This is a genomic window from Maribacter cobaltidurans (assembly GCF_002269385.1).
Lineage (GTDB): Bacteria > Bacteroidota > Bacteroidia > Flavobacteriales > Flavobacteriaceae > Maribacter > Maribacter cobaltidurans.
Window position 1 is genome coordinate 3,155,527 of the sequence record NZ_CP022957.1, and the last position, 22,210, is coordinate 3,177,736.

23 protein-coding genes and 1 pseudogene are annotated in these 22,210 nt (G+C 38.8%); 8 read left to right on the forward strand and 16 right to left on the reverse strand.

Annotation, left to right across the window (positions count from 1 at the left end; genetic code table 11):
* Positions 1 to 117: 117 nt before the first annotated feature.
* Together kynU and CJ263_RS13930 are read left to right on the forward strand one after the other, a co-directional pair.
* On the forward strand, positions 118 to 1,389 hold the full coding sequence (gene kynU / locus CJ263_RS13925) for a kynureninase (RefSeq protein ID WP_094997834.1): 1,272 nt from the start codon (positions 118 to 120) through the stop codon (positions 1,387 to 1,389).
* A 9-nt stretch (positions 1,390 to 1,398) separates the two neighbouring features.
* On the forward strand, positions 1,399 to 2,547 hold the full coding sequence (locus CJ263_RS13930) for an MFS transporter (protein ID WP_094997835.1): 1,149 nt from the start codon (positions 1,399 to 1,401) through the stop codon (positions 2,545 to 2,547).
* A gap of 23 nt (positions 2,548 to 2,570) precedes the next feature.
* Here CJ263_RS13930 and CJ263_RS13935 read toward each other — a convergent pair whose 3' ends face one another.
* Both CJ263_RS13935 and CJ263_RS13940 read right to left on the reverse strand, forming a co-directional pair.
* Positions 2,571 to 3,737 carry a peptidase associated/transthyretin-like domain-containing protein gene (locus CJ263_RS13935; protein WP_158657166.1) on the reverse strand — a complete coding sequence of 389 codons (1,167 nt, stop codon included), beginning with the start codon at positions 3,735 to 3,737 and terminating at the stop codon, positions 2,571 to 2,573.
* Positions 3,738 to 3,769: 32 nt separating this feature from the next.
* On the reverse strand, positions 3,770 to 4,450 hold the full coding sequence (locus CJ263_RS13940) for a hypothetical protein (RefSeq protein WP_094997837.1): 681 nt from the start codon (positions 4,448 to 4,450) through the stop codon (positions 3,770 to 3,772).
* Positions 4,451 to 4,586: 136 nt separating this feature from the next.
* Between CJ263_RS13940 and CJ263_RS13945 the strand changes: the two genes are divergently transcribed.
* From CJ263_RS13945 to CJ263_RS13960, 4 genes are all read left to right on the forward strand, one after another.
* A complete protein-coding gene (locus tag CJ263_RS13945) occupies positions 4,587 to 5,159 on the forward strand; it encodes an RNA polymerase sigma factor (protein WP_229702426.1) in 573 nt (190 codons plus the stop codon).
* Positions 5,159 to 5,347 (forward strand): hypothetical protein, encoded by a 189-nt coding sequence (locus CJ263_RS13950; RefSeq protein ID WP_094997838.1) that lies wholly within the window; start codon positions 5,159 to 5,161, stop codon positions 5,345 to 5,347. The genes CJ263_RS13945 and CJ263_RS13950 overlap by 1 nt, the downstream gene beginning before the upstream one ends.
* Before the next feature lie 7 nt (positions 5,348 to 5,354).
* Positions 5,355 to 6,182 carry a mechanosensitive ion channel family protein gene (locus CJ263_RS13955; RefSeq protein WP_094997839.1) on the forward strand — a complete coding sequence of 276 codons (828 nt, stop codon included), beginning with the start codon at positions 5,355 to 5,357 and terminating at the stop codon, positions 6,180 to 6,182.
* Between the two features lie 85 nt (positions 6,183 to 6,267).
* Positions 6,268 to 6,816, forward strand: coding sequence for a ClpP family protease (locus CJ263_RS13960; RefSeq protein WP_094997840.1), 549 nt, complete (start codon positions 6,268 to 6,270; stop codon positions 6,814 to 6,816).
* A 146-nt stretch (positions 6,817 to 6,962) separates the two neighbouring features.
* Here the strand turns inward: CJ263_RS13960 and CJ263_RS13965 are convergent, their stop codons facing one another.
* The 4 genes and pseudogenes from CJ263_RS13965 to CJ263_RS13980 all read right to left on the reverse strand — a co-directional run.
* Positions 6,963 to 8,495 (reverse strand): cryptochrome/photolyase family protein, encoded by a 1,533-nt coding sequence (locus tag CJ263_RS13965; protein ID WP_094997841.1) that lies wholly within the window; start codon positions 8,493 to 8,495, stop codon positions 6,963 to 6,965.
* Between the two features lie 12 nt (positions 8,496 to 8,507).
* Entirely contained in the window at positions 8,508 to 9,803 is a 1,296-nt protein-coding gene (locus CJ263_RS13970; protein ID WP_094997842.1) for a DASH family cryptochrome, read from the reverse strand.
* Positions 9,796 to 9,945 (reverse strand): DUF2256 domain-containing protein, encoded by a 150-nt coding sequence (locus tag CJ263_RS21270; protein ID WP_094997843.1) that lies wholly within the window; start codon positions 9,943 to 9,945, stop codon positions 9,796 to 9,798. Before CJ263_RS21270 ends, CJ263_RS13970 begins: the two co-directional genes overlap by 8 nt.
* A gap of 194 nt (positions 9,946 to 10,139) precedes the next feature.
* Positions 10,140 to 10,574: pseudogene (locus tag CJ263_RS13980) on the reverse strand (flavin reductase family protein); the annotation flags it as partial.
* A gap of 126 nt (positions 10,575 to 10,700) precedes the next feature.
* On the opposite strand from CJ263_RS13980, the gene CJ263_RS13985 reads away from it, so the two are divergent.
* Positions 10,701 to 12,053: an FAD-dependent oxidoreductase gene (locus CJ263_RS13985; protein WP_094997845.1), complete on the forward strand. Its 1,353-nt coding sequence runs from the start codon at positions 10,701 to 10,703 to the stop codon at positions 12,051 to 12,053.
* Here CJ263_RS13985 and CJ263_RS13990 read toward each other — a convergent pair.
* The 3 genes from CJ263_RS13990 to CJ263_RS14000 form a co-directional block, all read right to left on the reverse strand.
* Positions 12,047 to 12,463 carry a DUF4174 domain-containing protein gene (locus CJ263_RS13990; RefSeq protein WP_094997846.1) on the reverse strand — a complete coding sequence of 139 codons (417 nt, stop codon included), beginning with the start codon at positions 12,461 to 12,463 and terminating at the stop codon, positions 12,047 to 12,049. The genes CJ263_RS13985 and CJ263_RS13990 overlap by 7 nt on opposite strands.
* 68 nt (positions 12,464 to 12,531) lie before the next feature.
* Complete coding sequence (locus CJ263_RS13995) at positions 12,532 to 13,311, reverse strand: zinc ribbon domain-containing protein (RefSeq protein ID WP_094997847.1); 780 nt, start codon at positions 13,309 to 13,311, stop codon at positions 12,532 to 12,534.
* Positions 13,312 to 13,313: 2 nt separating this feature from the next.
* Positions 13,314 to 14,408, reverse strand: coding sequence for a Nif3-like dinuclear metal center hexameric protein (locus CJ263_RS14000; RefSeq protein WP_094997848.1), 1,095 nt, complete (start codon positions 14,406 to 14,408; stop codon positions 13,314 to 13,316).
* A gap of 51 nt (positions 14,409 to 14,459) precedes the next feature.
* On the opposite strand from CJ263_RS14000, the gene lpxK reads away from it, so the two are divergent.
* Positions 14,460 to 15,467 (forward strand): tetraacyldisaccharide 4'-kinase, encoded by a 1,008-nt coding sequence (gene lpxK, locus CJ263_RS14005; RefSeq protein ID WP_094997849.1) that lies wholly within the window; start codon positions 14,460 to 14,462, stop codon positions 15,465 to 15,467.
* On the opposite strand, the gene CJ263_RS14010 is transcribed toward lpxK, so the two are convergent.
* The 7 genes from CJ263_RS14010 to CJ263_RS14040 all read right to left on the reverse strand — a co-directional run bounded on the left by CJ263_RS14010 (position 15,448) and on the right by CJ263_RS14040 (position 22,134).
* A complete protein-coding gene (locus tag CJ263_RS14010; RefSeq protein ID WP_229702425.1) occupies positions 15,448 to 17,667 on the reverse strand; it encodes a tetratricopeptide repeat-containing hybrid sensor histidine kinase/response regulator in 2,220 nt (739 codons plus the stop codon). The two genes, lpxK and CJ263_RS14010, sit on opposite strands and share 20 nt — an antisense overlap.
* A complete protein-coding gene (gene gap, locus CJ263_RS14015) occupies positions 17,664 to 18,674 on the reverse strand; it encodes a type I glyceraldehyde-3-phosphate dehydrogenase (protein ID WP_094997850.1) in 1,011 nt (336 codons plus the stop codon). Before gap ends, CJ263_RS14010 begins: the two co-directional genes overlap by 4 nt.
* A gap of 60 nt (positions 18,675 to 18,734) precedes the next feature.
* Positions 18,735 to 19,610: a lipoyl synthase gene (gene lipA / locus CJ263_RS14020; protein ID WP_094997851.1), complete on the reverse strand. Its 876-nt coding sequence runs from the start codon at positions 19,608 to 19,610 to the stop codon at positions 18,735 to 18,737.
* 90 nt (positions 19,611 to 19,700) lie between these two features.
* Positions 19,701 to 20,252 (reverse strand): RNA polymerase sigma factor, encoded by a 552-nt coding sequence (locus CJ263_RS14025; protein ID WP_094997852.1) that lies wholly within the window; start codon positions 20,250 to 20,252, stop codon positions 19,701 to 19,703.
* A gap of 29 nt (positions 20,253 to 20,281) precedes the next feature.
* Positions 20,282 to 20,482, reverse strand: coding sequence for a membrane or secreted protein (locus tag CJ263_RS14030; protein WP_094997853.1), 201 nt, complete (start codon positions 20,480 to 20,482; stop codon positions 20,282 to 20,284).
* 255 nt (positions 20,483 to 20,737) lie between these two features.
* Positions 20,738 to 21,496, reverse strand: coding sequence for an anti-sigma factor (locus tag CJ263_RS14035; RefSeq protein WP_094997854.1), 759 nt, complete (start codon positions 21,494 to 21,496; stop codon positions 20,738 to 20,740).
* Between the two features lie 80 nt (positions 21,497 to 21,576).
* Positions 21,577 to 22,134, reverse strand: coding sequence for an RNA polymerase sigma factor (locus tag CJ263_RS14040; RefSeq protein ID WP_094997855.1), 558 nt, complete (start codon positions 22,132 to 22,134; stop codon positions 21,577 to 21,579).
* Positions 22,135 to 22,210 lie beyond the last annotated feature (76 nt).

The following is a 22,210-nucleotide window of genomic DNA, read 5'->3' on the forward strand; positions in this document are numbered from 1 at the left end:
CTTTCAATGGTATATCCCTACTTTTACAGGATATACAAGAAAATAAAATATCAAGGGCATCAACCTAAAGTAATAACATCATCCTCTGAGTTGGTTTTCCCTTAAAAATAAAGATCTATGAAGTTTGAAAATACCCTGGAATTTGCCCAAGAATTGGATAAAAGGGACCCATTGGCCAAATACCGCAATGAGTTTGTCTATCCTAAGGTAAAAGGTAAAGAGGTTATTTATTTCACAGGAAATTCTTTGGGACTACAACCAAAACGCTCTAAAGAATTTGTGGACGAGATTATGAAGGATTGGGCCGAATTGGCCGTAGAGGGACACTTTTATGCAAACAGACCATGGTGGGACTATCATGAGCGGCTAGCCAATCCTTTGGCCAAAGTGGTAGGCGCCCGCCCTGAAGAAATCACCGTGATGAACACTTTGAGCGTAAATCTCCATTTGCTTATGGTTTCCTTTTATACCCCAAATCCAAAACGGTACAAAATAGTATGTGAGGAAAAGGCATTTCCCAGTGATCAATATATGCTCCAAAGTCAAGTAAGGTTTCATGGTTTTGACCCTGAAAATGCCATCGTTGAGGTTAAAAAACGGGAGGGTGAGCATTATTGGAGGACTGAGGATATTCTGGCTAAAATTGATGAAGTAGGGGATGAGCTTGCCCTGGTCCTGATTGGTGGCGTTAATTATTATAATGGACAGGTTATGGATATGAAGGCGATTACCGAGGCTGGTAAGGCCGTTGGGGCAAATGTGGGTTGGGACCTGGCCCATGCCGTTGGTAACGTTGCGCTTGAACTCCATGATTGGAATGCCGATTTTGCCGCATGGTGCAGTTATAAGTACATGAACAGTGGGCCTGGAAATGCATCAGGCGTATTTATACATGAAAGACATTTGAACAGAAAGGACATTCCAAGGTTCGAGGGTTGGTGGGGTACCAAAAAAGAGGAACGGTTCTTAATGAAGCCGCAGTTTGAGCCCATGTCCAATGCAGATGCCTGGCAAATCAGTAACCCCCCTGTCCTATCGCTGGCACCTTATTTAGCTTCATTGGAACTTTTTGAAGAAGTGGGGATGCAGGCCCTGATTGAAAAACAAAAATCCATCACGTCGTATTTGGAGTTTGTTTTAGGGGAAATCGATAAAGATGTTGATAGCAGTTTTGAAATTATTACCCCCCAGGAGAGGGGTTGTCAACTTTCCGTTTTCCTGCATGGACAAGGTAAAGTATTGTTCAACTATCTCATGGACCATGGGGTAATCGTTGATTGGCGTGAACCTAATGTGATACGTTTGGCACCGGCCCCTTTTTATTGTTCATTTGAGGAAATGTATCGTTTTGGACAAATATTGAAAGAAGGTATTCTGAATAAAGATTAATACACTTGGATGAGGTCACTAGGATTAATTTTCTTGAATGCACGGTATTTTGGTCCCTCATGGGTTTTTGCAAGTATCAATATTCTTTTTGGGACCTGGGCCATTTATATTCCTACGGTAAAGGAAAATCTTGGAATAGATAAGTCCCAATTGGGAATTGCCATTTTTTGTCTTTCACTTGGGGTGTTTATCGTTTTTCCCTTTGCGTCATCCATCATTAATCGAATTGGGGTAGGGAAGGCGACTTGGTACGGTGTACTTATTAGTTGTTGTACCGCTATTTTACCGCTTTTGAGTCCTAACTATTATATGCTGATGGGTAGTCTGTTTTTGTTCGGTGCTTCCAATGGGTTTACGGATATATCCATGAACACCTTGGTCACGGAACTGGAAAAAAAGGATGGCGCAAAATTTATGTCGGCTTCCCATGGGTTCTATAGTTTGGGGGGCGTTTTGGCAGGTTTGGGAAGCTTTTTGATTGGACCTTTGGATAATCCAGTGCTTCATATGGCCATGGCGATTACCCTAGTGTTCATTGTTAATTTCATATTCCATAAAAACTATGTAAATGAAATTGCAGCTACCATTGAAAAGGATACTTTTAGCTTGAAATTGTTTAAACCCTTATTATTGTTGGGGCTCATTTCCTTTATTGCCATGGGGAGCGAAGGTGCCATTGTGGATTGGAGCGGCTTGTACCTAAAAGAAGTCAGTTTGGCCCCTGAAGCCTTATGGGGTGCCGGATTTTTAGGTTTTCAGGTGACGATGACCTTAGGTCGGTTTTTGGGTGATGGGGTAAGCGCCAGTATCGGGTCGGTAAAAATGGTGGCCTTGGGTACTTTGTTAAGTATTATCGGGTATGTTTTGGTCTTGACCACATCCACGTACATGGCAATTACGGGTTTTGCAATCTGTGGTCTGGGCTTTTCCGCTATGGTGCCGGAATTGTTTAGAATAGGCGGAAATGTAAAGGGTGTAGAATCTTCCAAAGGCGTTTCCTTTATCGCTGGTGCCGGATATTCCGGTTTCCTGTGTGCTCCACCTATTTTGGGTTTTTTGGCGGACAATTATTCCCTTAAAACAAGTTTTATAGTGCTTTTGGGAGTGGCTTTGTTTATTCTTGGGGCGACGGCCATTCTCAAGAAAAGAAGGGGATAGGGGAGGTGATAGGTATGTTTGCCTCAATTCATGTTACCTCTTGTCTTTAACCCCAAGGTTCCCTGTCCCATGGTATCGATAAACTTTTTGATTTCCTCCGTTAGGGGAAGCCAGGACTGTTGCTCCCAATAATCTGCATTGTACGGATGTTTTAACTTAAAAATATCCTTGTGCTCATTGACGTTGCTTTTTATCTTTTCATTGCCAAAGCTTTCTGGGGTGTATAAGGTGATTTCCATATCGTAAACATCGGGCATAGGATGTTGTTCCGTTTTTACTTCTAAGGAAAACGTACGTTTTGCCCTATGCAGATAATAAAGCCCTTTTTCCGCATTTTCCTTAAAATACATGGAAGAACTTCCTTTAAGAAAATGGGAATATTTATCCTCTGCTGGATTAGGACTATTTATAGCTCCTTGGCTAACAACTTCAAAAGATAAAATGGCATTGTTTTCTCCGTTGATAATGTAGTGGCCCTTCGCACTACTGCCATCTTCTGAAGGAAGCGAATTGAATTCGACCCGTATCTCCTCACTATTCTCATAGGGCTTTTCAATTACTTCAAACTCCGGACCCATGGCGTTCAACCGCATAAATTCGCCAAAGATGTTATAAAGCGAAGGAAGCTCAAAGTATATGCCATGCTCGTCTCTAATAATGCCTAATTGGCGCATTTCAGCCAATTGCACTTGATAATCCTTTTTTTCCATTTCCAGACCATTACCGTAAATAGAGGTTTTACGTAGTAAGGTTCCCGTCATATCCTGCATGCGAACCAAGCTATCGTTTTTTCTGAGTAAAGCCCGGATGAAAAAGGTTTCCATGTGCGGTTTCAATAAATAATTGGAATTTATGGAATCCTTGATTCTTTGAAGGATGGTTTTGGCATTGGTAACGATTACCTCGTCCAGGGCCACCACCTTTTTTTTAAGGTAGATCGTGTCGGTCAAGGCTTCTGTTAGGAGTACCTTTTTTTTATAGCCGTTTCTAAAAAGAATGACCGTATCCAGTAAAGTTTTTATGAAGAACCTACCTTCGGTATTGCTGATTGTGCTGTTGTTCCTATTGAATACATGTACAAATTCTAAAGGGGTATGTTCATCGGCATCCATTATGATACCTTCAAATTCAGTTTGGGAGTGTAGTAAAGTACAAGACAGATAAAGAAATAGTAACAGGCAATTTCTCATAACCCTATTATAATTATCTAAATCATTTGTAATTATTCTACCTCAATTCCCGTGAAGTATAGTTGAAAATTGCCTTCGCCCATTTTGTGCATGGTGGCGATATTAAGCCCATCAAAATTTTTGTAGTCTTCCCAACTGGTTACCATATTGGGCTCTTCTTGATTGCCTCTTCTAAAAACCCATTCTTTGATGACATGGTCATCTCCAAAATAAAAGTCATAGGCATCACCCGGCGTATATCCACCTTCGTTCCCATAAACGATGGTCAATTGTTGCAAGGTATCCTGGCTCATGGGAGCTTGAACGGCATCTTGGTGTTCATAAGTGAAACTGTTTTGGTCCCAGACCAATTGATAGGGCGCCAACATCCAATATTTGTCATTAATGAAACCGGCATCCGTTTTTGCGATTACACTATCCATTTCTTTTCGGTTATAACTAAGCGTATCCTCGTGGGTCATGAAAACTACATCATTGGTTCTGGGGTTCCATTGCCAAGTGCGCTCAAAATGGGAAGAATCCCTATCTACGTTAAATGTGAACTTTATGCGCTCTATGTTCCTCCAATTGTCATATCCGTTGGCTTGGGCTATTTTTTCCAATATGGTATTTTCTTTTTCAACCATTTCTTGTTCTTGCTCCTTTTTCCCATTGCTTTTGCAACTACTTATTAAAATCAAAAGGAGAATTTGTAAAACGAAGGTTTTTTTCATTGCGATTATGATTTATAGTTCAAGATAACAATAACAGAAACTTTAACCTATTTTTGGAATTCATAATAATTTTTAGAGGGTGACCTTTTTACGCAAACTGTGTCTTATTATCATAAGTAACCAATTCAAAACAAAATTGGATGCTAATGACCCTTACAAGGACGTTACGGATGAGGATCTGGTGAAGGAGATAGTGGCCAAAAAGGATTCCATGCTATTTGGTGTTCTTTATGATCGATATGCGAAAATGGTGTACAATAAGTGTTACGGATTTGCCAAATCACAAAAGGAGGCGGAGGACCTTACACAAGATGTGTTTTTAATGGTATTCGTGAAATTGGCCTCGTTTCAAGGAAAATCAAAATTTTCAACTTGGCTATACTCGTTTACCTATAACTTTTGCGTTAATTATGTCAACCGGGACAAGGGCAGGAAAATCAGTGATAGGTCCAATGATATAAGTGGCGAGGAATACAGATTGTCCCAGGAGGTGACAGATGAACATTTATTGGAGTTGCAGGTAGAAAAATTGAAACAGGCATTGGATATGATACCTGGAGAGGATAAGACGATTTTAATGCTCAAGTACCAAGACGGGGTTTCTATTAAGGAATTGGAATCAACATTGGATCTTGGTAGTAGTGCCGTAAAAATGAGATTAAAAAGAGCCAAAGCCAAAGTCATAGAAGCTTATAATTCATTACCCTAATGTTAGAGCAGGACCAAAATCCATTTAAGAAAATGCAGGGAGATCTTAAGGATGTCCCACCGGAGCTACGTCAGAAGGTGATGAATGATGTTGCCTTGGCCAAACTCATTATGGAAATGGCAACCTTGTTTACCTCTAATTACGGCAGTCTTATCGAAGGACTTTTAAAAACCAATAAAACTAAATAACGGAACTATGAAAACACTTAATGAACTCAAAGATACTTTATCGGATAGTTTTGGTAGTTTATTAAAATCCGCCGCGGAAATGATTCCCCAAATTGTTTTGGGTATCGTTGGTTTGATATTAGCATGGTTAATCATTAAAATAATACTATTCATCCTAAAACGAATCTTGAAGGCGGTTAAAATCGACGTTCTTTCCCAACGTGTGGCAGACGCCAAATTATTTGGGGACAAGCAACTCAAAATCGATTTGCTCAAGGTAGCCTTGTCTACCGCCAAAATTCTTTTGATTTTAATGTTTACCGTTGTTTTGGCCCAGATATTAAAATTGAACGCCATATCCGATGGCATCTATTCCCTATTGGGCTACCTACCTACCTTTATAAGTGCCTTGCTACTGCTTGTTGGCGGACTCTATTTGGCTACGGTAGTAAAAAAGGCAACCTTGAAACTATTTGAATCCATGGGTGTGGGCGGATCAAAAGTGGTCAGTGGCGCACTATTTTACTTGATTACTTTTTTTGTTTCCATTACCGCTTTGAACCAAGCAGGTATAGAAACCCAAATCATAACCAGTAATTTTACCTTAATATTGGGTGCTTTTTTATTGGCGTTCGCCTTGGCTTTGGGTCTTGGTGCCAGAGAGGTGGTAGGAGACCTTTTGCGAACATTTTATTCTAGGAGAATCTATGAGGTTGGGGATCAGGTAAAAATTGGCAAAATTGAGGGAAAGGTAGAAGCCATTGATAACATTTCCATGGTCGTGAAGACCAAATCGGGTAAGTTGGTCGTGCCCATCAAGAAAATTGTGGAGAGTACCGTTGAGGTAAGTGACTAATTTTGGACGATTTTTTGGGCGTATCAAAATAAGAGGGATTCATAATTTATTCCTTAATTTTGAGACTGATTAAAAAAAAACAAATATGAGTTCTAAAAAAGGAAAAATACAGGAAGCTATAGATGAGAAAATGTTGGCCGAAAGAAAGGTCTTTCTTTGGGGGCAGGTAGATGACGATTCCGCCAAACATGTCATAGATAGATTGCTGTATTTGGATATGCAAAACCATAAAGAAATACAATTGTACATCAATAGTCCGGGAGGATATGTAACCTCTGGTTTCGCTATGTACGATACCATAAAATCATTGAAGAGTCCGGTTTCTACTATTTGTACCGGATTAGCCGCATCCATGGGGTCTATTTTGTTATCCGTTGGTAAAAAGGGACGACGTTTTATACAGCCCCATGCGCAGGTAATGATACACCAACCAAGCGGTGGTGCCAGGGGACAAGCATCCAATATAGAAATACAGGCGAAGGAAATTATAAAGACCAAGGAATTAAGTGCCCAAATATTGGCGGACAACTGTGGACAAACCTTTGAAAAAGTGTTGAAGGATTTTGACCGTGACTATTGGATGAACGCAGAAGAATCCATCGAGTATGGAATAGTTGACGCAGTTATGGATTAATTAAGGAATAATATTCCATAAAAAAAAGGTCCTTCACACCGTCAATGTGAAGGACCTTCTTGGATATATATAGACGCTCTCGCGGAATAGTCTATTTATCATTACTAAAGTTAATTGATTGAACGTATTTTAAGTTTAATTATTTGTTAAAATTCATCAAGATTATTGATGATTTCGGATGATTTTTTTCGAATGTACTCCATTTCCCCAGTTTCTTTCTTTTCTAGCAAACTCATCATCATGTTCATACGCTGATTGTCCTTGAAATACTCTTTTTTAGTATCCAAAAAGTTCCAGTATAGGATATTAAACGGGCATGCGTCGTTCCCTTTCTTTACATTGTGTTTATAATGACAAGAACCGCAGTAATCGCTCATTTTATTTATATAATTGGCACTACTTACATAGGGTTTAGTGGCAACGACTCCACCATCTGCGAATTGGCTCATACCCCTCGTATTGGTAATTTCAACCCACTCAATGGCGTCAATATAAACTCCCAAGTACCAGCGATCAACTTCATCTGGGTCCATTTGGGTAAGTAAGGCAAAATTTCCAATTATCATAAGTCGTTGTATATGGTGGGAGTAGGCATCTGACAAACTTTGTCCAATGGCATGTTTTAGGCAGTTCATCTTGGTGTTGCCGGTCCAGAAAAATTCTGGGAGTTTATTGTGGTTTTCCAATTTGTTTATATGGGCGTAATTTGGCATTTCCTTCCAATAGATTCCCCTCATATACTCTCTCCAACCTAGGATTTGTCGTATAAAACCCTCCACTTGAGAAATATGGATGCCCTCCTTGTTTTCATGGTAGTGTTGTAATACTTTATCAATTACTTCCCTAGGACTTACTATTTTGGAGTTCATGGCAAAGGACAAACGCGAGTGAAAGAGGTACTTCTCTTGGGTATGCATGGCATCCTGATAATCCCCAAAATAGATTAGGAGCTCCTTACAAAAGTAGTTGAGTACGGAAAGACAATCTGCCCTACTGATGGGCCAATTGAAATTTTCCAGTTCAATTTCGCCAAAGGTTTCCACTCCCGCTTCCCTAAATTCTTCTACCACTTTGCTTACATTTTTCCGAAATCCCCGTTCATGCGGAATTTTTGGTTCACCTTTCCATTTTTTGCGATTGCTCTGGTCATAGTTCCACTTTCCACCCTCGGGTTGTCCATTTTCTACCATGATGCCATGCTTCTTCCGCATCATTCTGTAAAAGGATTCCATCAAAAGTTGTTTTTTCCCCGAAAAGAAATTCTTTAACTCGTACCGACTTGTATAAAAATGCTCCGTATCCACGGCACGGGTTTCAATTTTTAAGGATTTAGCAATTTGTTTTAGCTGCTCATCCAATCGAAATTCGTCCGGTAATTGGTATTCAAATTGTTCTGCTTTGGTTTCCTTGACATAATGTTTTATTATTTTGGTTAGGTATTGGGGATTGTTCTTATCCCCAATTTTTAAATAAATGAACCTATGTCCCTTGTCCGATAGATCTTCTTTGAAGGAACGCATGGCCAAAAAGAAGGCCGTGACCTTTTGTATGTGATGTTTTACATAGTCCGTCTCCTGTCGCATTTCTGCCATGAGGTAGATTACATTGTCCTCCACCGATTCAAACCAACTATGTTTTTGGTTAAGCTGATCTCCTAATATCAATCTTAGGGTTTTCATTTTATTATTATTTTAAAATAGGGATTCTTGGAGCCACTCCCTTTGAAACTTCCCATTGGCATCATAGCGTTCCGCTTGTAGTTTGGTGTTAAATTTACGGTCCCTAGGGTCGTTGCCAACACCACTGTTGTACATCCAGTTGCCCCAATTGCTATGTACATCGTAATCGATTAGCATGCTTTCAAAATAGGCGACACCATAGCGCCAATCCTGCTCCAGTTCCTTGGCCCAGTAACTCGCTACATTTTGCCGACCTCTATTGCTCATCCATCCGGTTTTTTCCAATTCCTTCATGTTGGCATTGACAAAGGAATCTGCAGTATTCCCCGATGTCCATTGGTTTAATGTTGCCTTATCAAAATTCCAATCGTAGTTTTTATTTAATATTCCACGGATCTGAAAGATTTTTGGACCATGTTTTAAGGATACATATTTGAAAAAATCACGCCATATCAATTCAAATATCAAGCAATAGGTATCCTGATTTTTTTTAACTTTTTTTTCGAATTTCTTTACCTCCCAATAAATGGTACGTGCAGAAATACTGCCGTTTGCCAACCAAGCCGAAAGTTTGGAGCTGTAATCCGTCCCCATGAGACCATTTCTGGTCTTTTTATAATAGGCCAACTTTTTGGTTTGCCAGAAATAATGGTCGATTCTTTGCAAAGCCTGTGTTTCACCACCTTTAAATGGAAATGCCGATCGTCTGTCCTGTATAGGTTCGCACAAACCAAGATCGGCCAACGAAGGAATTTTCGTTTGGTTTTCCACAAGATTTGTTTCGGGGAAAACCTTCGCGAATTTTTCTACGGAACGCACGGTACTGAGTTTTTCGCATTTTTTTCTAAAGTCCGTAAAAACCTTTGGTATGTCCTGAAAATTAGAATATGGAATGTCCTCTGGATGAAATAGGAATTGATCGTAGCTTTCATTAAAACGTACCTTTTCATCAAATTGCCTTTTTACGGAATCCGATATGGAAACTTCATCACGCGTCCACTCTTTTTGAAGATAAATCGTATCAATTTCATGTTCCTTAACAAGCAGTGGTATATGTTCCGAGGATTTTCCAAAAAACACGAACAGCGGAATATTGTATTTTTTCAGGTTGGCTCGTAATTCCTTTACGGACTCAATTGAAAATTGGGCCCTGAACCGTTCCGTTTTTTTAAATCCAAAGTCTCCCGGCCCAAAATAAAGCGCATCAAAACAATAGGCCCCTAACACTTTCTCGCCCTTGCTCGCTTTAATAAGGGAGACATTGTCCTGTACCCGTAAATCATTCCTGAACCAAACCAAATTATTCATGCACGCTGTTTTTGTTTCTTCTGCACTTTTCACTACAATATTTTATGGCTTCCCATTTTCTTTCCCATTTTTTTCTCCATACAAACGAAAGTCCACAAACGGGGCAGACTTTAGAGGCAAGATGAAGCTTTTTATGGGCCATTTTTTTTCCTCTGTTTTCACGGTTGGCCGGGCATATGCAAACCTTTTCAGTAGTTTTGGTAAGGCATATCCGTCCAATCCAATATTGGCGATGCTCTGGGCGCTTTCCAAATCCATACTTCCATCGTCAAAAATGGCATTCTCCGGAAGGTACAAATGCTCGATTGCCCCAATGACCATGATGCAGCCGTTCTCTTTAATAGGATATTCATTTACGTAGGAACAACCCAATTTGATATGACTTTCTCTAACGTAGGGCGCTTGGAATCCATCGAGGTATTCCTCGGTCAGACCTGTTTTTTCAAATTCCGATGTTGTTTCCCCATATTTGGCCGAAGTCTGATGGCTTTGTTCGAGTATGGAACTGTTCACATGGTTTACTGTAAAAAAACCAGTAGATTTAATGTTGTTATATGTATCTCTACGCACCGTCAAAGGTCGCAGAATGAAACCGAGCATCGCAGGGTTACTTCCAATATGGGTGATTGAATTAAAAATCCCCAAATTTGTAACTCCGTTAAGGGATTTTGTGCCCAAAAGATTACTTGGTCTATATCCTGATGAACTATTGATTAAATTTGCCCTATATCGATTGGGAAGATTTATTAAATCTGAATGGTTGAAATGCATAACCTTATTTAAAATGTCTAATAAAATTAATTATTACTTAAACAAAAAGAGTTAATATTTAACTAAAACCTGTTTTATTTCTTTTTGCTTCCCCATTAAAAAATATCTCAATCTAGCTTACAACATATGACCCAGACTAAAAGGAACATTGCAATTATAGGCTCAGGACTAGTAGGTTCGTTATTGGCCATTTATTTAAGAAAGTATGGGCATACGATTACGGTCTTTGATAGAAGACCTGATATCCGAGAAGTAGAATTTTCAGGTAGGTCCATTAACCTGGCCATGAGCAATAGAGGGTGGAAGGCACTAAAGGAAGTGAATATCGATGAAGAAATAAGGAAGATTGGAATTCCATTGGATAAGAGGGCGATGCATGTTATAGGAAAGGCGGAATACTATCAAAAATATGGGAAGGAAGGAGAAGCTATATGGTCAATTTCCAGAGGTGTACTCAACAAAAAGATGATCGATCTTGCGGAAAATGCCGGGGTTGAATTTAGATTTGAGGAAAAGGTCTGGGATGTTGACTTACCCAATGCCCAGGTATTTACCGGCGAAACCGAAAAAGGGGAGTGGAAGGCCTATGATTTTGACTTAGTGTTCGGTTGTGACGGGGCTTTTTCGAGGGTACGCCATAAAATGCAGCGAAGGAGTCGGTTCGATTATTCCCAGGACTTCATTGACGTTGGTTATAAGGAACTTACTATTCCTCCCAATGCAGATGGGACGCACAAACTGGACCGAAACTCATTTCATATTTGGCCACGCGGCCAATTTATGTTTATTGCCATGCCCAATTTAGATGGCAGCTTTACCTGTACCCTGTTTATGCCGTTTGAAGGGGATGTTTCCTTTGAAAGTATTAAGACCAAGGAAGATGCCAAACATTTTTTTGGCACCTATTTCCCCAACGTTAAGAACGATATTGAAAACTTAATGCAGGATTTCTTTAAAAACCCTACAAGTGCGATGGTGACCATGAAATGTTACCCATGGACTTATTGGGATAAAGTGGCCCTTGTAGGCGACTCTGCGCATGCCATAGTCCCATTTTATGGACAAGGTATGAATGCAGGTTTTGAGGATATTTATGTGCTAAACTCTATAATACAGGAACAGGGAGATGATTGGGAGGCTATCTTCAAAAATTATCAGGAAGTCCGTAAGCCAAATGGCGATGCGATAGCCGAATTGAGCTATCGAAATTTTATAGAAATGAGTAGCAAAACGGCAGATCCCATGTTTTTGCTACAAAAAAAGATAGAGAAAAGGTTCTCAGAAAAATATCCTGAGAAATGGATTCCTGTATATAGCAGGGTTACTTTTTCGGACCGGCCTTATTCAGAAGCCTTGGCCATAGGTGATTTTCAGGAGAAAATTATGCAAGAAGTGATGGCCATGCCCAAAATTGAGGAGAAATGGGATAGCATTGAGGTAGAAAATAAAATTCTAAAAGCACTTGAAATGGGTCATTGATCGTTGTTGGCTCTCATTTCGGCCTGTCTCATGGGCATACCGTCAATCAGGTCGAAGACTTTTTTAGGGATTAAGGGATAGGTTTCCTTTAACTTAATTCCGCCATCCTTCCCAATTAAAATATAACCGTTGAATTTCTCGGGAAATTCTCTTTCGTAATTTATCCTTTCTTGGCTGATGGTGGTTAGATTTTTATTGAAAAGAAAAAGTACGACTACATCCCTCTCTTGCCAGGAATTCAACTGTGAATTTACTAAGTCAAATGCTCGTTTTGAACTACTCCTTTCTGAATCGGTATCGGTAAGTATTAGAATCCTATTTTTCCATGTATAATCTGATAAGTTTTGTGAATACATTTTTTGAGTGTAGAGGAAGAGTAGGATTATTGCCAGTGGAATTGTTCTTTTCATCACTATATAATATAAATAAAAAAGGCCATCCTAAAAAGATGGCCTAAAAAGTTTTATTTATAAAAAGCTTATAGCTTGGAAAAGAGTTTTTCCATTTTTTCTTGTTCTTCGTCCGCCAAGGCAGGGTCTACCAAAATTCTACCGCTATGTTCATCGGTAATAATTTTTTTTCTGGAAGCTATTTCAACCTGAACCTGTGGTGGTATGGTAAAGAAAGAACCTCCGGAAGCTCCCCTTTCAATAGGTACAACGGCAAGGCCATTTTTTACGTTGTTTCTAATACGGGCGTAAGCCTTTACCAATCTTTCCTCTATTTGATCCTGATATTTCATGGACTCTTCCAAGAGCGCCTTTTCCTCTTTTTCAGTCTCGGCCAAGATGGCATCCAATTCACCTTTTTTGTGCTTAAGGTGTGTTTCACGTTCCGTTAATTTCTCCTTGGTCTCGGCAATAACTTCTTTCTTCTGCTCTATTTGTGCCTTGAATTCCTTAATGTTTTTCTCGGCAAGTTGAATTTCCAATTCCTGAAATTCCAATTCCTTACTAATAGAGTTGAATTCACGACTGTTCCTAACGTTCTTCTGTTGCTCCGTGTATTTTTTTATCAAGGTCTTGGCTTCCTCAATAAGGTTTTTCTTGGCACCGATTTCATAATTAATGGTTTCCAAATCGGTTTTAAGCTTATCCAGTCTTGTTTTTAGGCCAAGTACATCATCCTCTAAATCTTCAACTTCCAAAGGTAGTTCTCCTCGTACATTTCTTATTTCATCAACTCTGGAATCAATTAATTGAAGGTCATACAACGCCCTTAACTTTGCTTCTACAGACGAATCTTCTTTTTTTGCCATATTTAAAAATACTTGATGGGATTTGTTATACTTTCCGATAAACGGACTGCAAAATTAGGAATTTTTTCCGTAAGATAATCAACTAAAAGGTTTTTTGTAAACTGCTCAGTTTCAAAGTGTCCAATATCAGCAATTACCATTTTATTTTCAGCCTCATAAAACTGGTGATATTTCACATCTGCGGTTACGAAAACATCAGCACCTGCAGCTTTTGCGGCACCTATGGCAAATGCGCCACTGCCGCCCAAAACCGCTACTTTTTTAATGGGTTTGTTCCTTAATGCCGAATGCCTTACAACTTGTGCGTCCATTGTTTTTTTTAAATGTCTTAAAAAGGACATTTCCGGTAAGGCTTCCTTCAATTCCCCAATCATTCCCATACCTAAATTTTGGTTTTTGTTTTCTAAGGAATATATTTCATAAGCCACTTCCTCATAGGGGTGATATTCCATTAGGGCACTCAAAATATTCTTTTCAGAGGATTTAAGGTAGGTTACGGAGAACATAGTTTCCGTTTCAAAGTGGGTCTTTCCTATTTCCCCAATGGTAGGGTTACTATTCTCCCCGGCCTTAAAACTTCCTGTACCTTCAAGGGAGAAGCTACAGTTGCTATAGTTTCCAATATTTCCTGCACCGGCCTCAAAAAGTTTTTCTTTTAGATGGTCCGCACTAGCGGTGGGTATATACGTATTGAGCTTCCTGATAGTATTCTTTTTAGGAATCAGTATTTGCGTATTTGTAAGGCCTAATACTTCACAAATTTTTGCATTGACCCCATTTGGAGAGTTGTCCAAGGCAGTATGTATCGCATAAATGCCAATATTGTTCTGAATTGCCTTTAAAACAGTTCTCTCAACATAGTTTTTCCCTGTAATTTTTTTTAATCCGTTAAAAATAATGGGGTGAAAACTTACGATAAGGTTACAGTCGTTTTCGATTGCCTCGTCCACCACACATTCTATAGTATCCAAGGTCACCAAAATACCATTTACCGTCATAGAACTGTCCCCAACCAAGAGGCCTACATTGTCAAAATCCTCCCCATGGTCCAAGGGAGCAAGTTCTTCCAGAATTTGGGCAACTGTTTTAACCGTCATTTTCAATAAATTATAAGGTGGTCAAAGATAAAATATTATAATTTCGTTCAAATGCAACTGCTTAGAAAACTTCTTTTTCCATTTTCCTTACTTTATGGGGCTGTGGTCCATATACGTAATTTTTTGTACGATAGGAATATTTTGATTTCTAAAAAGTTCGATGTAACTACCATTTGTATTGGCAACTTAAGTGTAGGAGGGACGGGCAAAACTCCGATGACGGAGTTTCTTATCGAATTATTACAACCTCATTACAAAATTGCCGTTTTAAGTAGGGGCTATAGAAGAAAATCAGCTGGCTTTGTACTTGCAAATGAAAGCACCACGGTGGAGGAACTAGGGGATGAACCTTTTCAAATTCATCAAAAGTTCAAGGACACTACTGTGGCCGTAGACGCAAATAGGAGAGAGGGCATTAAGAAATTGTCCGAACAGGTGAGCCCTAATCTCATTTTGTTGGATGATGCCTACCAACATAGAAAGGTTAAACCGGATTTTTCTCTCTTGTTAACATCATTTGGTGATCTGTATGTAGATGATTGGTATTTGCCTACAGGCAATTTGCGAGATAGTAAAAAGGCGGCTGGAAGGGCTCATGTTATCATTGTAACCAAGTGCCCGCAAGGTCTATCCGAAGATGACCAAGAGCGGATCAAGAAAAAATTAAAACCAAAAAAACACCAAAAAGTACTTTTTAGCTATTTGGAATATGACAATATGGTCCATGGGCATTTGCACCAATTGGAAGTAGAGGAGCTAAAAGGAAGGAAAATTACTTTGGTAACTGGGATAGCCAATCCTGTGCCTTTGGTAAACCATCTAAAAAATATGGGATTGGACCTGGATCATTTAGCCTTTGGCGACCATCACTTTTTTTCTGAAAGGGAAGTAGAAACTCTTAAGAAGAAAGAGATTATTGTGACTACGGAAAAGGACTATGTACGGTTGGGAAAAGGAATCCCCAATCTTTATTATTTACAGGTAAAACATAGGTTTATGGATGATGGGAAACAAATGATTTCAGAAGCGCTTCAAGAAATTATGAAAGGGAAGTCCTGATTTTCTTGTCGAATATATTTTCACCAATTTTTTGATAGAAGATTTCAGGCTTAAAAGGCTTGGTGATTACATCGTTGCAACCGGCAGCGTAAAAGCTTTCTACACTATCGTCCAAAGAAATGGCGGTCAACGCAATGATTGGAGTCTGTTGGTCAAATTTTCTAATCTGTATGGTTGCTTCTTCCCCACTAATGCCCGGCATATGAATATCCATTAATATCGCATCATAAACGTTCTCCTGTGACAAGGTCACGGCTTCTTCACCACTGCTGGCTATGTCACAGGAAATGTCCTTTTTGTTGAGCATTTTCTTGGTAATCACCTGATTGATCTTATTGTCCTCAACTACCAAAATGTGTAGTCCTTTAAAGTCATAATCACCTTTTGTGATTTCAAAAGACACTTCATCCAAAAGATCGTCCTTACTTGTCATATCAATTTCGAAGATAAAGGAACTTCCTTCACCCAGCTTGCTCTTGAGTTCAATTTCACTTTCAAACAGACCCAAAAGACTTTTTACAATGGTTAGCCCAAGACCTGTACCACCGTACTCCCTGTTTATTTGTATTGATCCTTGCTCAAATCCGTCAAAAATACTTTGCTGTTTTTCCTTGGAAATACCTATACCGTTATCTTTAATTTCAAAATAAACGGTGACGTTCTCCCCATTTTTTTCCTTCAATCTGCAAATTACCTCGACAATACCACCTCGGGTAAATTTTATGGCATTACCAATGAGGTTCATAAAAACTTGGGAAAGCTTCAAAGGGTCGCTCATTAGGTGATTTGGGATTTCATTGTCATAATCCAAAATCAATCTGGTCTTATTTTCCTTAGCACTTTGCTGCAGGGAATCCATCACTTCATTGATGACCTTTTTAAGGTTGAACTCCATATTCAAGGGTTCTAGCTTGTTGGCATCAATCTTATTGATGTGTAAAATATCGTTTATAAAATTCAACAGATAATCTCCAGAAAACTTCAGGGCTTTTAAATGTTCTTTTTGGTGATCCGCAGGGTTTTCTTCCAACAGTAGGTGTGTGAGCCCCGTTACGGCATAAAGAGGTGTTCTTAACTCATGGCTCACAGTGGAAAGAAAGTTTGTCTTTGCCTCCATGGCCTGTACCGCCCCATCCCTGGCTACTTGTAACTCTTGATTTTTTGTCTGTAGAAGGTCGTTTGTTTTTAATTTAATCTGGTTATTTCTATAAAGGGAAACTGCCAATAGGGAAATAATAATTAAAAAAGCGGAGGTTAAAATCAATGTTAATTCCGATCGGTTTTGCGATTCCTTTAATTCTTGAATGGTTCCGTCCTGTCTTGCAATTAATTCTGTCTTGTAGTCATCCCTAATCTTATCTGCCGTTTTAGCTTCTACCTTTACTTTGTCAATGGTAAATAGGGAGTCCTGTATTTTCAATAAGTTCTGACTATTGGCCCAAGCCTTTTGGTAGGCTCCTAACTGGCTATATACTTTGGAAAGTAAACGGTTTGCCTTTCTGATTTCTAAAAAAAAGCTATTGGCATTGGCCAAGGCCAGTGCCTCTTCGGCATTTTTGGCACTTTCCTCAAAATTTTCGGTTTTGAAATATAATTGCGCCAAACCCAGATAGGCTCGAGTGGACAAATAGTTTTTTTCGTAAATATCAGTGTTGACAATTAAGGAATTCAGATTTTTTGCCGCACTATCATATTTTTCTAACTTCATGTATACCAGAGCTTCGGTAAGCAAAATGTTGTTGAAAAAATTTCGGTCATTGTTAAGCTGTTTTGCTTCATTCAACATAAACAGTGCTTGATAGCTTTGGTCTGCCCTAAAGAGTAATGTGGCCTCAATATATTTATGTATGGCATCTCCATAGGGATAGGCAATATCCGTAAGCAATACGCTTGCACGATCCCAATAAAATTGTGTGTCACTTTCCTTATCCAATTGGAGGTAAAGTAGTGCAAGTTCATGATAACAGTCGATCAACCCTTTGACGTCTTCTTCTTCCTCCGCTTCTTCTGCCGCTTTGTCCAAAGTTTCCAAAGCTAGATCGATTTTATTTTGGTTTCTTAGTTTACGGGCTTCGTCAAAATAGGGGTCCATATTCCTTACGGGTACAGAATCTTGGGAAAAAAGAGGTGGTGCCGCTACTAGCAAAAGAAATAGTGGGAGAAGGGTTAAAAGTTTTTTATGAAAGTAATTCTTTCTCAAACGTACTTTTTAGTTACCATTAAATTTATAAGGTCTATAATTCTGCTGCTATATCCAGTTTCATTATCATACCAACCTATAATTTTTACCATCCTACCAATAACAGAGGTCATTAGAGAATCAAACGTACAAGAATAGGAACTATTGTTTATATCAATAGATACTATTGGGTCCTCTGTGTAGTAAAGAATGTTCTTTAGTTCATTTTTGGACGCCTTTTCAAAAGTATCATTAATTTCTTTAATGGAGGTATTTCTTGCCACATTGAAAGTAATGTCTGTCAAAGAACCATTGGGAACGGGAACCCGTATTCCACAACCACCAATTACATCCTCCAGCTCTGGAAAGATACTGGTCAAGGCTTTTGCAGCTCCTGTCGTAGTCGGTACTATGGATTGACCGGCCGCCCTTGCTCTTCTTAAATCCTTGTGGGGCTGATCATGTAGGCTTTGATCGGAAGTATAGGAATGGATTGTTGTAATGTAGGCTTGCTCTATACCACAAAGGTCATTTATAACCTTTATCATTGGTGCGGCATTGTTGGTGGTACAAGAGGCGTTGGATATAATATGGTCCCTTTCGGTTAATATGTGCTCATTTATGCCATATACTATCATTTTGATATCTTGGTCTGTTGGCGGTACTGAAAGAATAACTTTTTTCGCCCCATTTTTAAGGTGATGTTCCAAGCTGGACCGGGTTTTGAATTTCCCTGTACATTCAACCACCAAATCTATCTTGCTAGCTCCCCAATTAATATCCTTGGGATGCGATTGGTTTGTAAGGGTTACTTTCGCCCCGTTTATCACAAGATAGTTTTCCGTAAAGTCTACCGTACCTTTAAAAACACCGTGAATACTGTCGTACTTAAGTAAGTGGGAAAGAGTTTGAGCGTCAGCGAGATCATTTATTGCGACGACCTGGATATTAGGATGGTTTTGAATAAGCCTAAATAAGGTTCTGCCTATTCTTCCAAAACCATTGATTCCTATTTTTATTTTTTCCATTGGTTGGGCAATTAAATTGAATTCTTTACGGATTTCAATTTATAACAAGGAATTCAAGATTTAATCTATATGTTTATGTGCTTTGTAAGAAGATCTTACCAAAGCCCCACTTTCTACGTGCCTAAATCCCATTTCAAGCCCAATCTCCTCGTACTTTTTAAATTGATCAGGAGTAATGAATTCTTTAACTGGAAGATGCTTTTTAGAAGGTTGTAAATATTGTCCAATGGTCACTACATCAACGTTCACGTCCCTTAAATCTTGCATGGTCTGAATCACTTCTTCTTCCAGCTCTCCAAGACCCAACATAATACCAGATTTTGTCCTGTTTACACCATTGGCACGCAAATACCTTAATACTTCCAGGCTTCGTTCATATTTAGCTTGTATTCGTACTTCCCTTGTTAATCGTTTAACGGTTTCCATATTGTGGGAAACAACTTCAGGGGAAACTTGAATAATCCTGTCCAAATGTTTTTCAATACCTTGAAAATCCGGAATTAGGGTTTCCAAAGTCGTATTCGAGTTCATTCTTCTAATGGCTTTCACCGTTTCTGCCCAAATGATTGACCCCATATCTTTCAGGTCATCTCGGTCTACCGAAGTAATAACGGCATGTTTTATGCCCATTATTTTAATGGAACGGGCTACTTTCTCCGGTTCCGCCCAATCCACATTTTCTGGACGTCCGGTCTTAACACCGCAAAAACCACAAGATCTTGTGCAAATATTTCCAAGAATCATAAAGGTGGCGGTTCCCTCTCCCCAACATTCGCCCATATTTGGACAACTCCCTGATGTACAAATCGTATGTAAATCATACTTCTCCACCAAACCACGGAGTTGGGTATATTTTTTTCCTGTAGGAAGTTTTACCCTTAACCATTTTGGTTTTCCCTTGGGAGGTGCCACATTTTCTTTAACTGCTACGGACATGCCTATTTTTTTTACAAATATACGAAGTAAATAGTGTAATGCTGAATGTTGGATATAGACTGAAATGAAATCAATGTAGGTCTAATTTCCCTAACTTTTGTTTCTAATAATTTCGGCCAAGAGCTTTTTTGCCCTAAGTATTTTTACTTTGATATTATTGATCGGCTCGTTAAGTTTTTCCGCAATATCTGCGTAACTAAGCTCGTTGAAGTATCTAAGGTTTATGACTTCCTGATAGTGGGGTTTTAGACTTTTAATGTCACGAAGTAAATTGGCCAAGTTTTGTTCTTGTATAAGTTGGTCCTCCATGGACAAGGCATCGTCATATACTCCTTTTATAGCATCCTCATTTCTTTGAGAGTCCAAAAGATTTTTCTTTCTTTTTCTGACCAGATCAATATGAATGTTTTTGGATATGGTAATCAACCAAGTTTTAAAAGAAAATCTATCATCGTAAGTGTTTATTTTATCAAAAGCCTTGGAGAACGTTTGGATGGTAATGTCCTCCGCATCATTTTCGTTTTCGGTGCGTTTTAGCTGAAAACCATAAACATCGTTCCAAAATCTATCCAGTAATCTACTGAAGGCTATCTGATTGCCTTCTTTGGCCCTGATGATAATGTCATTAACGTCTTCTGTCAATAGTACTTGAAAAATTAAAAAGTTCCTGATTAGGAAATGGCTTCATTTTTACACTCCTGTTCATCCGGTAATTTACCGCACATGCTACAAGCTTGTCCATCCTTATTTAGATAAGGACTTTGACTGGCACATGTTCCTGCAAATTTTCCATCTTTCTTAGCCCAAAGTTTTATGGCGATTCCAGAAAATGCCAATGCCAAGAGTCCAACGGTGAGTAAAATAAGTTTCATCTGTTCAAATTTCGTTTTTATGTTTTGGTCAGATATAATTTGCCATCGGTCCTTTCATTGAGAATCGAGAATTTTTTTTGCTCAAATTATAATCTATATACCATTTCTGATTAATGAGTCGTTTTTAAATCCCGCTTCTTTACACAACGGATAAAAAAATAACTATCATTCTTCACAGAATTTGCTTTAGCACAAAGGTAAAAAAATAAAGCCCCAATTTACGGGGCTTTAAGACTTCTTTATACTTTAAAAGTTCTAATAGGCAATATTCGCAACTATATTGTCCACAGAGGGAATTTGGTTGCCACCTTTAGGTTCTATAGTAATATAACCCATTGCATTTTCTGCATAAGGTAGCGCCAATAATTTTTGACTGTCACCGGCCTCTTCAATAATACCCAAGTTCAACATTTCACCATTAACCTCTGCCCACATTTGAAAACATTGGTCTTCTGGAAGGTTTGGTAATTTACTCACGTTGATATAGGACAACTTTTTAACCGGATTGATATAAGCAACTGCTTTTAACTCCTTAGCTTTTTTATTGCCATTTACATTGTATTTTTTTGTGCTAGGATTGTTCAGGACTATGAATTGATTCCTTACGTCCTCCAATTGTTGTTTCATATCTGCTTCTAGCAACTTGATCTTATTACTGACCATTGAATTTTCTTCCTGTAAATTCTGGTTTTGATCCCAATAAAAATAGGACGACCCGGCAAAGATTAAAGCCACAATGCTGGCAGCAATAGCGAACCTGAAGAATTTTTTTCTTCCAACCCGCTCGGATTTAATACGTGCCGTAATTTTTTCCTTCAATCCTTCCGGAGATTTGATGGCATGAAGTTTTGCAAAAATTTCCAAACTTTCCTGTAGTTCATTGTAAGCTTCCCTTACTTCTGGATACATGGCTATGTACTGTTCCACCTTTAATGTCTCCAAATCTGTAGTGGTCCCAAGTAGATAGTTCTCCAATAAATCGGTATCCAAGAACTTTTTAATTTTATCTTTCATCTCTTATTTTTTAAATCGGTCAGATGTAATTTTCCAATAATCGTTTTGGTACATAGCAATAGTTGCTATGGCTCATTTAATCATAAGTTTAACAGTATCAAAAGCACTGCAGGTCCGTAAACTTTTCTTAATTCACGTAATCCAATTTTTAATCTCGATTTGATCGTTCCCAAAGGAATGTCAAGCTCATCGCTAGCTTCCTGCTGGGTCATTCCCTGGAAAAACAAAGCGTCTAAAACGATTTGATATTTTTCCTCGATCTTATCCAGATGTTCTTGAACATCCATGAACTCAGGTCTAATACTTTCAACACCTAAATTATATACGTCAGAAACATCGATTTGGATTTCCTTATCCGATTTTGTATTAAGACTTCTTAATTTGTCTATGGCCGTGTTCCTAGTTATACGAAACAACCATGTGAAAAGCTTAGCCTTAGTTGGATCATAAGAATCTGCCTTTTTCCAGATTTTCACAAAACTTTCTTGTAGGACATCCTGGGCAAGTTCCTCATTTCTTAGGACCTTATTGGCAACTCCCAGAAGCGTATCCCCGTAATTGTCATACAATAGGGAAATCGCTTTGTCATTTCGCTCCTGCAAAAGTTCAACAATATGTTTTTCAAGTAGTGCGCTCATAGCAAAGACAGGAACTTAATTTTTTTTGATGTAAAAGATCCAAGGTAGGTTTTCAGTCCGTATATCCATAAACGCT

Bases quoted from the DNA above. Each gene is read 5' to 3' on its own strand.
- CJ263_RS14035 (WP_094997854.1), bottom strand. From the start codon at position 21,496: ATGAAAGATAAAATTAAAAAGTTCTTGGATACCGATTTATTGGAGAAC.
- CJ263_RS13965 (WP_094997841.1), bottom strand. From the start codon at position 8,495: ATGAAAACCCTAAGATTGATATTAGGAGATCAGCTTAACCAAAAACAT.
- lpxK (WP_094997849.1), top strand. From the start codon at position 14,460: ATGCAACTGCTTAGAAAACTTCTTTTTCCATTTTCCTTACTTTATGGG.
- CJ263_RS13960 (WP_094997840.1), top strand. From the start codon at position 6,268: ATGAGTTCTAAAAAAGGAAAAATACAGGAAGCTATAGATGAGAAAATG.
- CJ263_RS13985 (WP_094997845.1), top strand. From the start codon at position 10,701: ATGACCCAGACTAAAAGGAACATTGCAATTATAGGCTCAGGACTAGTA.
- CJ263_RS14030 (WP_094997853.1), bottom strand. From the start codon at position 20,482: ATGAAACTTATTTTACTCACCGTTGGACTCTTGGCATTGGCATTTTCT.
- CJ263_RS13935 (WP_158657166.1), bottom strand. From the start codon at position 3,737: ATGAGAAATTGCCTGTTACTATTTCTTTATCTGTCTTGTACTTTACTA.
- CJ263_RS14040 (WP_094997855.1), bottom strand. From the start codon at position 22,134: ATGAGCGCACTACTTGAAAAACATATTGTTGAACTTTTGCAGGAGCGA.
- CJ263_RS13930 (WP_094997835.1), top strand. From the start codon at position 1,399: ATGAGGTCACTAGGATTAATTTTCTTGAATGCACGGTATTTTGGTCCC.
- CJ263_RS13940 (WP_094997837.1), bottom strand. From the start codon at position 4,450: ATGAAAAAAACCTTCGTTTTACAAATTCTCCTTTTGATTTTAATAAGT.
- gap (WP_094997850.1), bottom strand. From the start codon at position 18,674: ATGGAAAAAATAAAAATAGGAATCAATGGTTTTGGAAGAATAGGCAGA.
- CJ263_RS13970 (WP_094997842.1), bottom strand. From the start codon at position 9,803: ATGAATAATTTGGTTTGGTTCAGGAATGATTTACGGGTACAGGACAAT.
- kynU (WP_094997834.1), top strand. From the start codon at position 118: ATGAAGTTTGAAAATACCCTGGAATTTGCCCAAGAATTGGATAAAAGG.
- CJ263_RS21270 (WP_094997843.1), bottom strand. From the start codon at position 9,945: ATGGCCCATAAAAAGCTTCATCTTGCCTCTAAAGTCTGCCCCGTTTGT.
- lipA (WP_094997851.1), bottom strand. From the start codon at position 19,610: ATGTCCGTAGCAGTTAAAGAAAATGTGGCACCTCCCAAGGGAAAACCA.
- CJ263_RS13950 (WP_094997838.1), top strand. From the start codon at position 5,159: ATGTTAGAGCAGGACCAAAATCCATTTAAGAAAATGCAGGGAGATCTT.
- CJ263_RS13995 (WP_094997847.1), bottom strand. From the start codon at position 13,311: ATGGCAAAAAAAGAAGATTCGTCTGTAGAAGCAAAGTTAAGGGCGTTG.
- CJ263_RS13955 (WP_094997839.1), top strand. From the start codon at position 5,355: ATGAAAACACTTAATGAACTCAAAGATACTTTATCGGATAGTTTTGGT.
- CJ263_RS14000 (WP_094997848.1), bottom strand. From the start codon at position 14,408: ATGACGGTTAAAACAGTTGCCCAAATTCTGGAAGAACTTGCTCCCTTG.
- CJ263_RS13990 (WP_094997846.1), bottom strand. From the start codon at position 12,463: ATGAAAAGAACAATTCCACTGGCAATAATCCTACTCTTCCTCTACACT.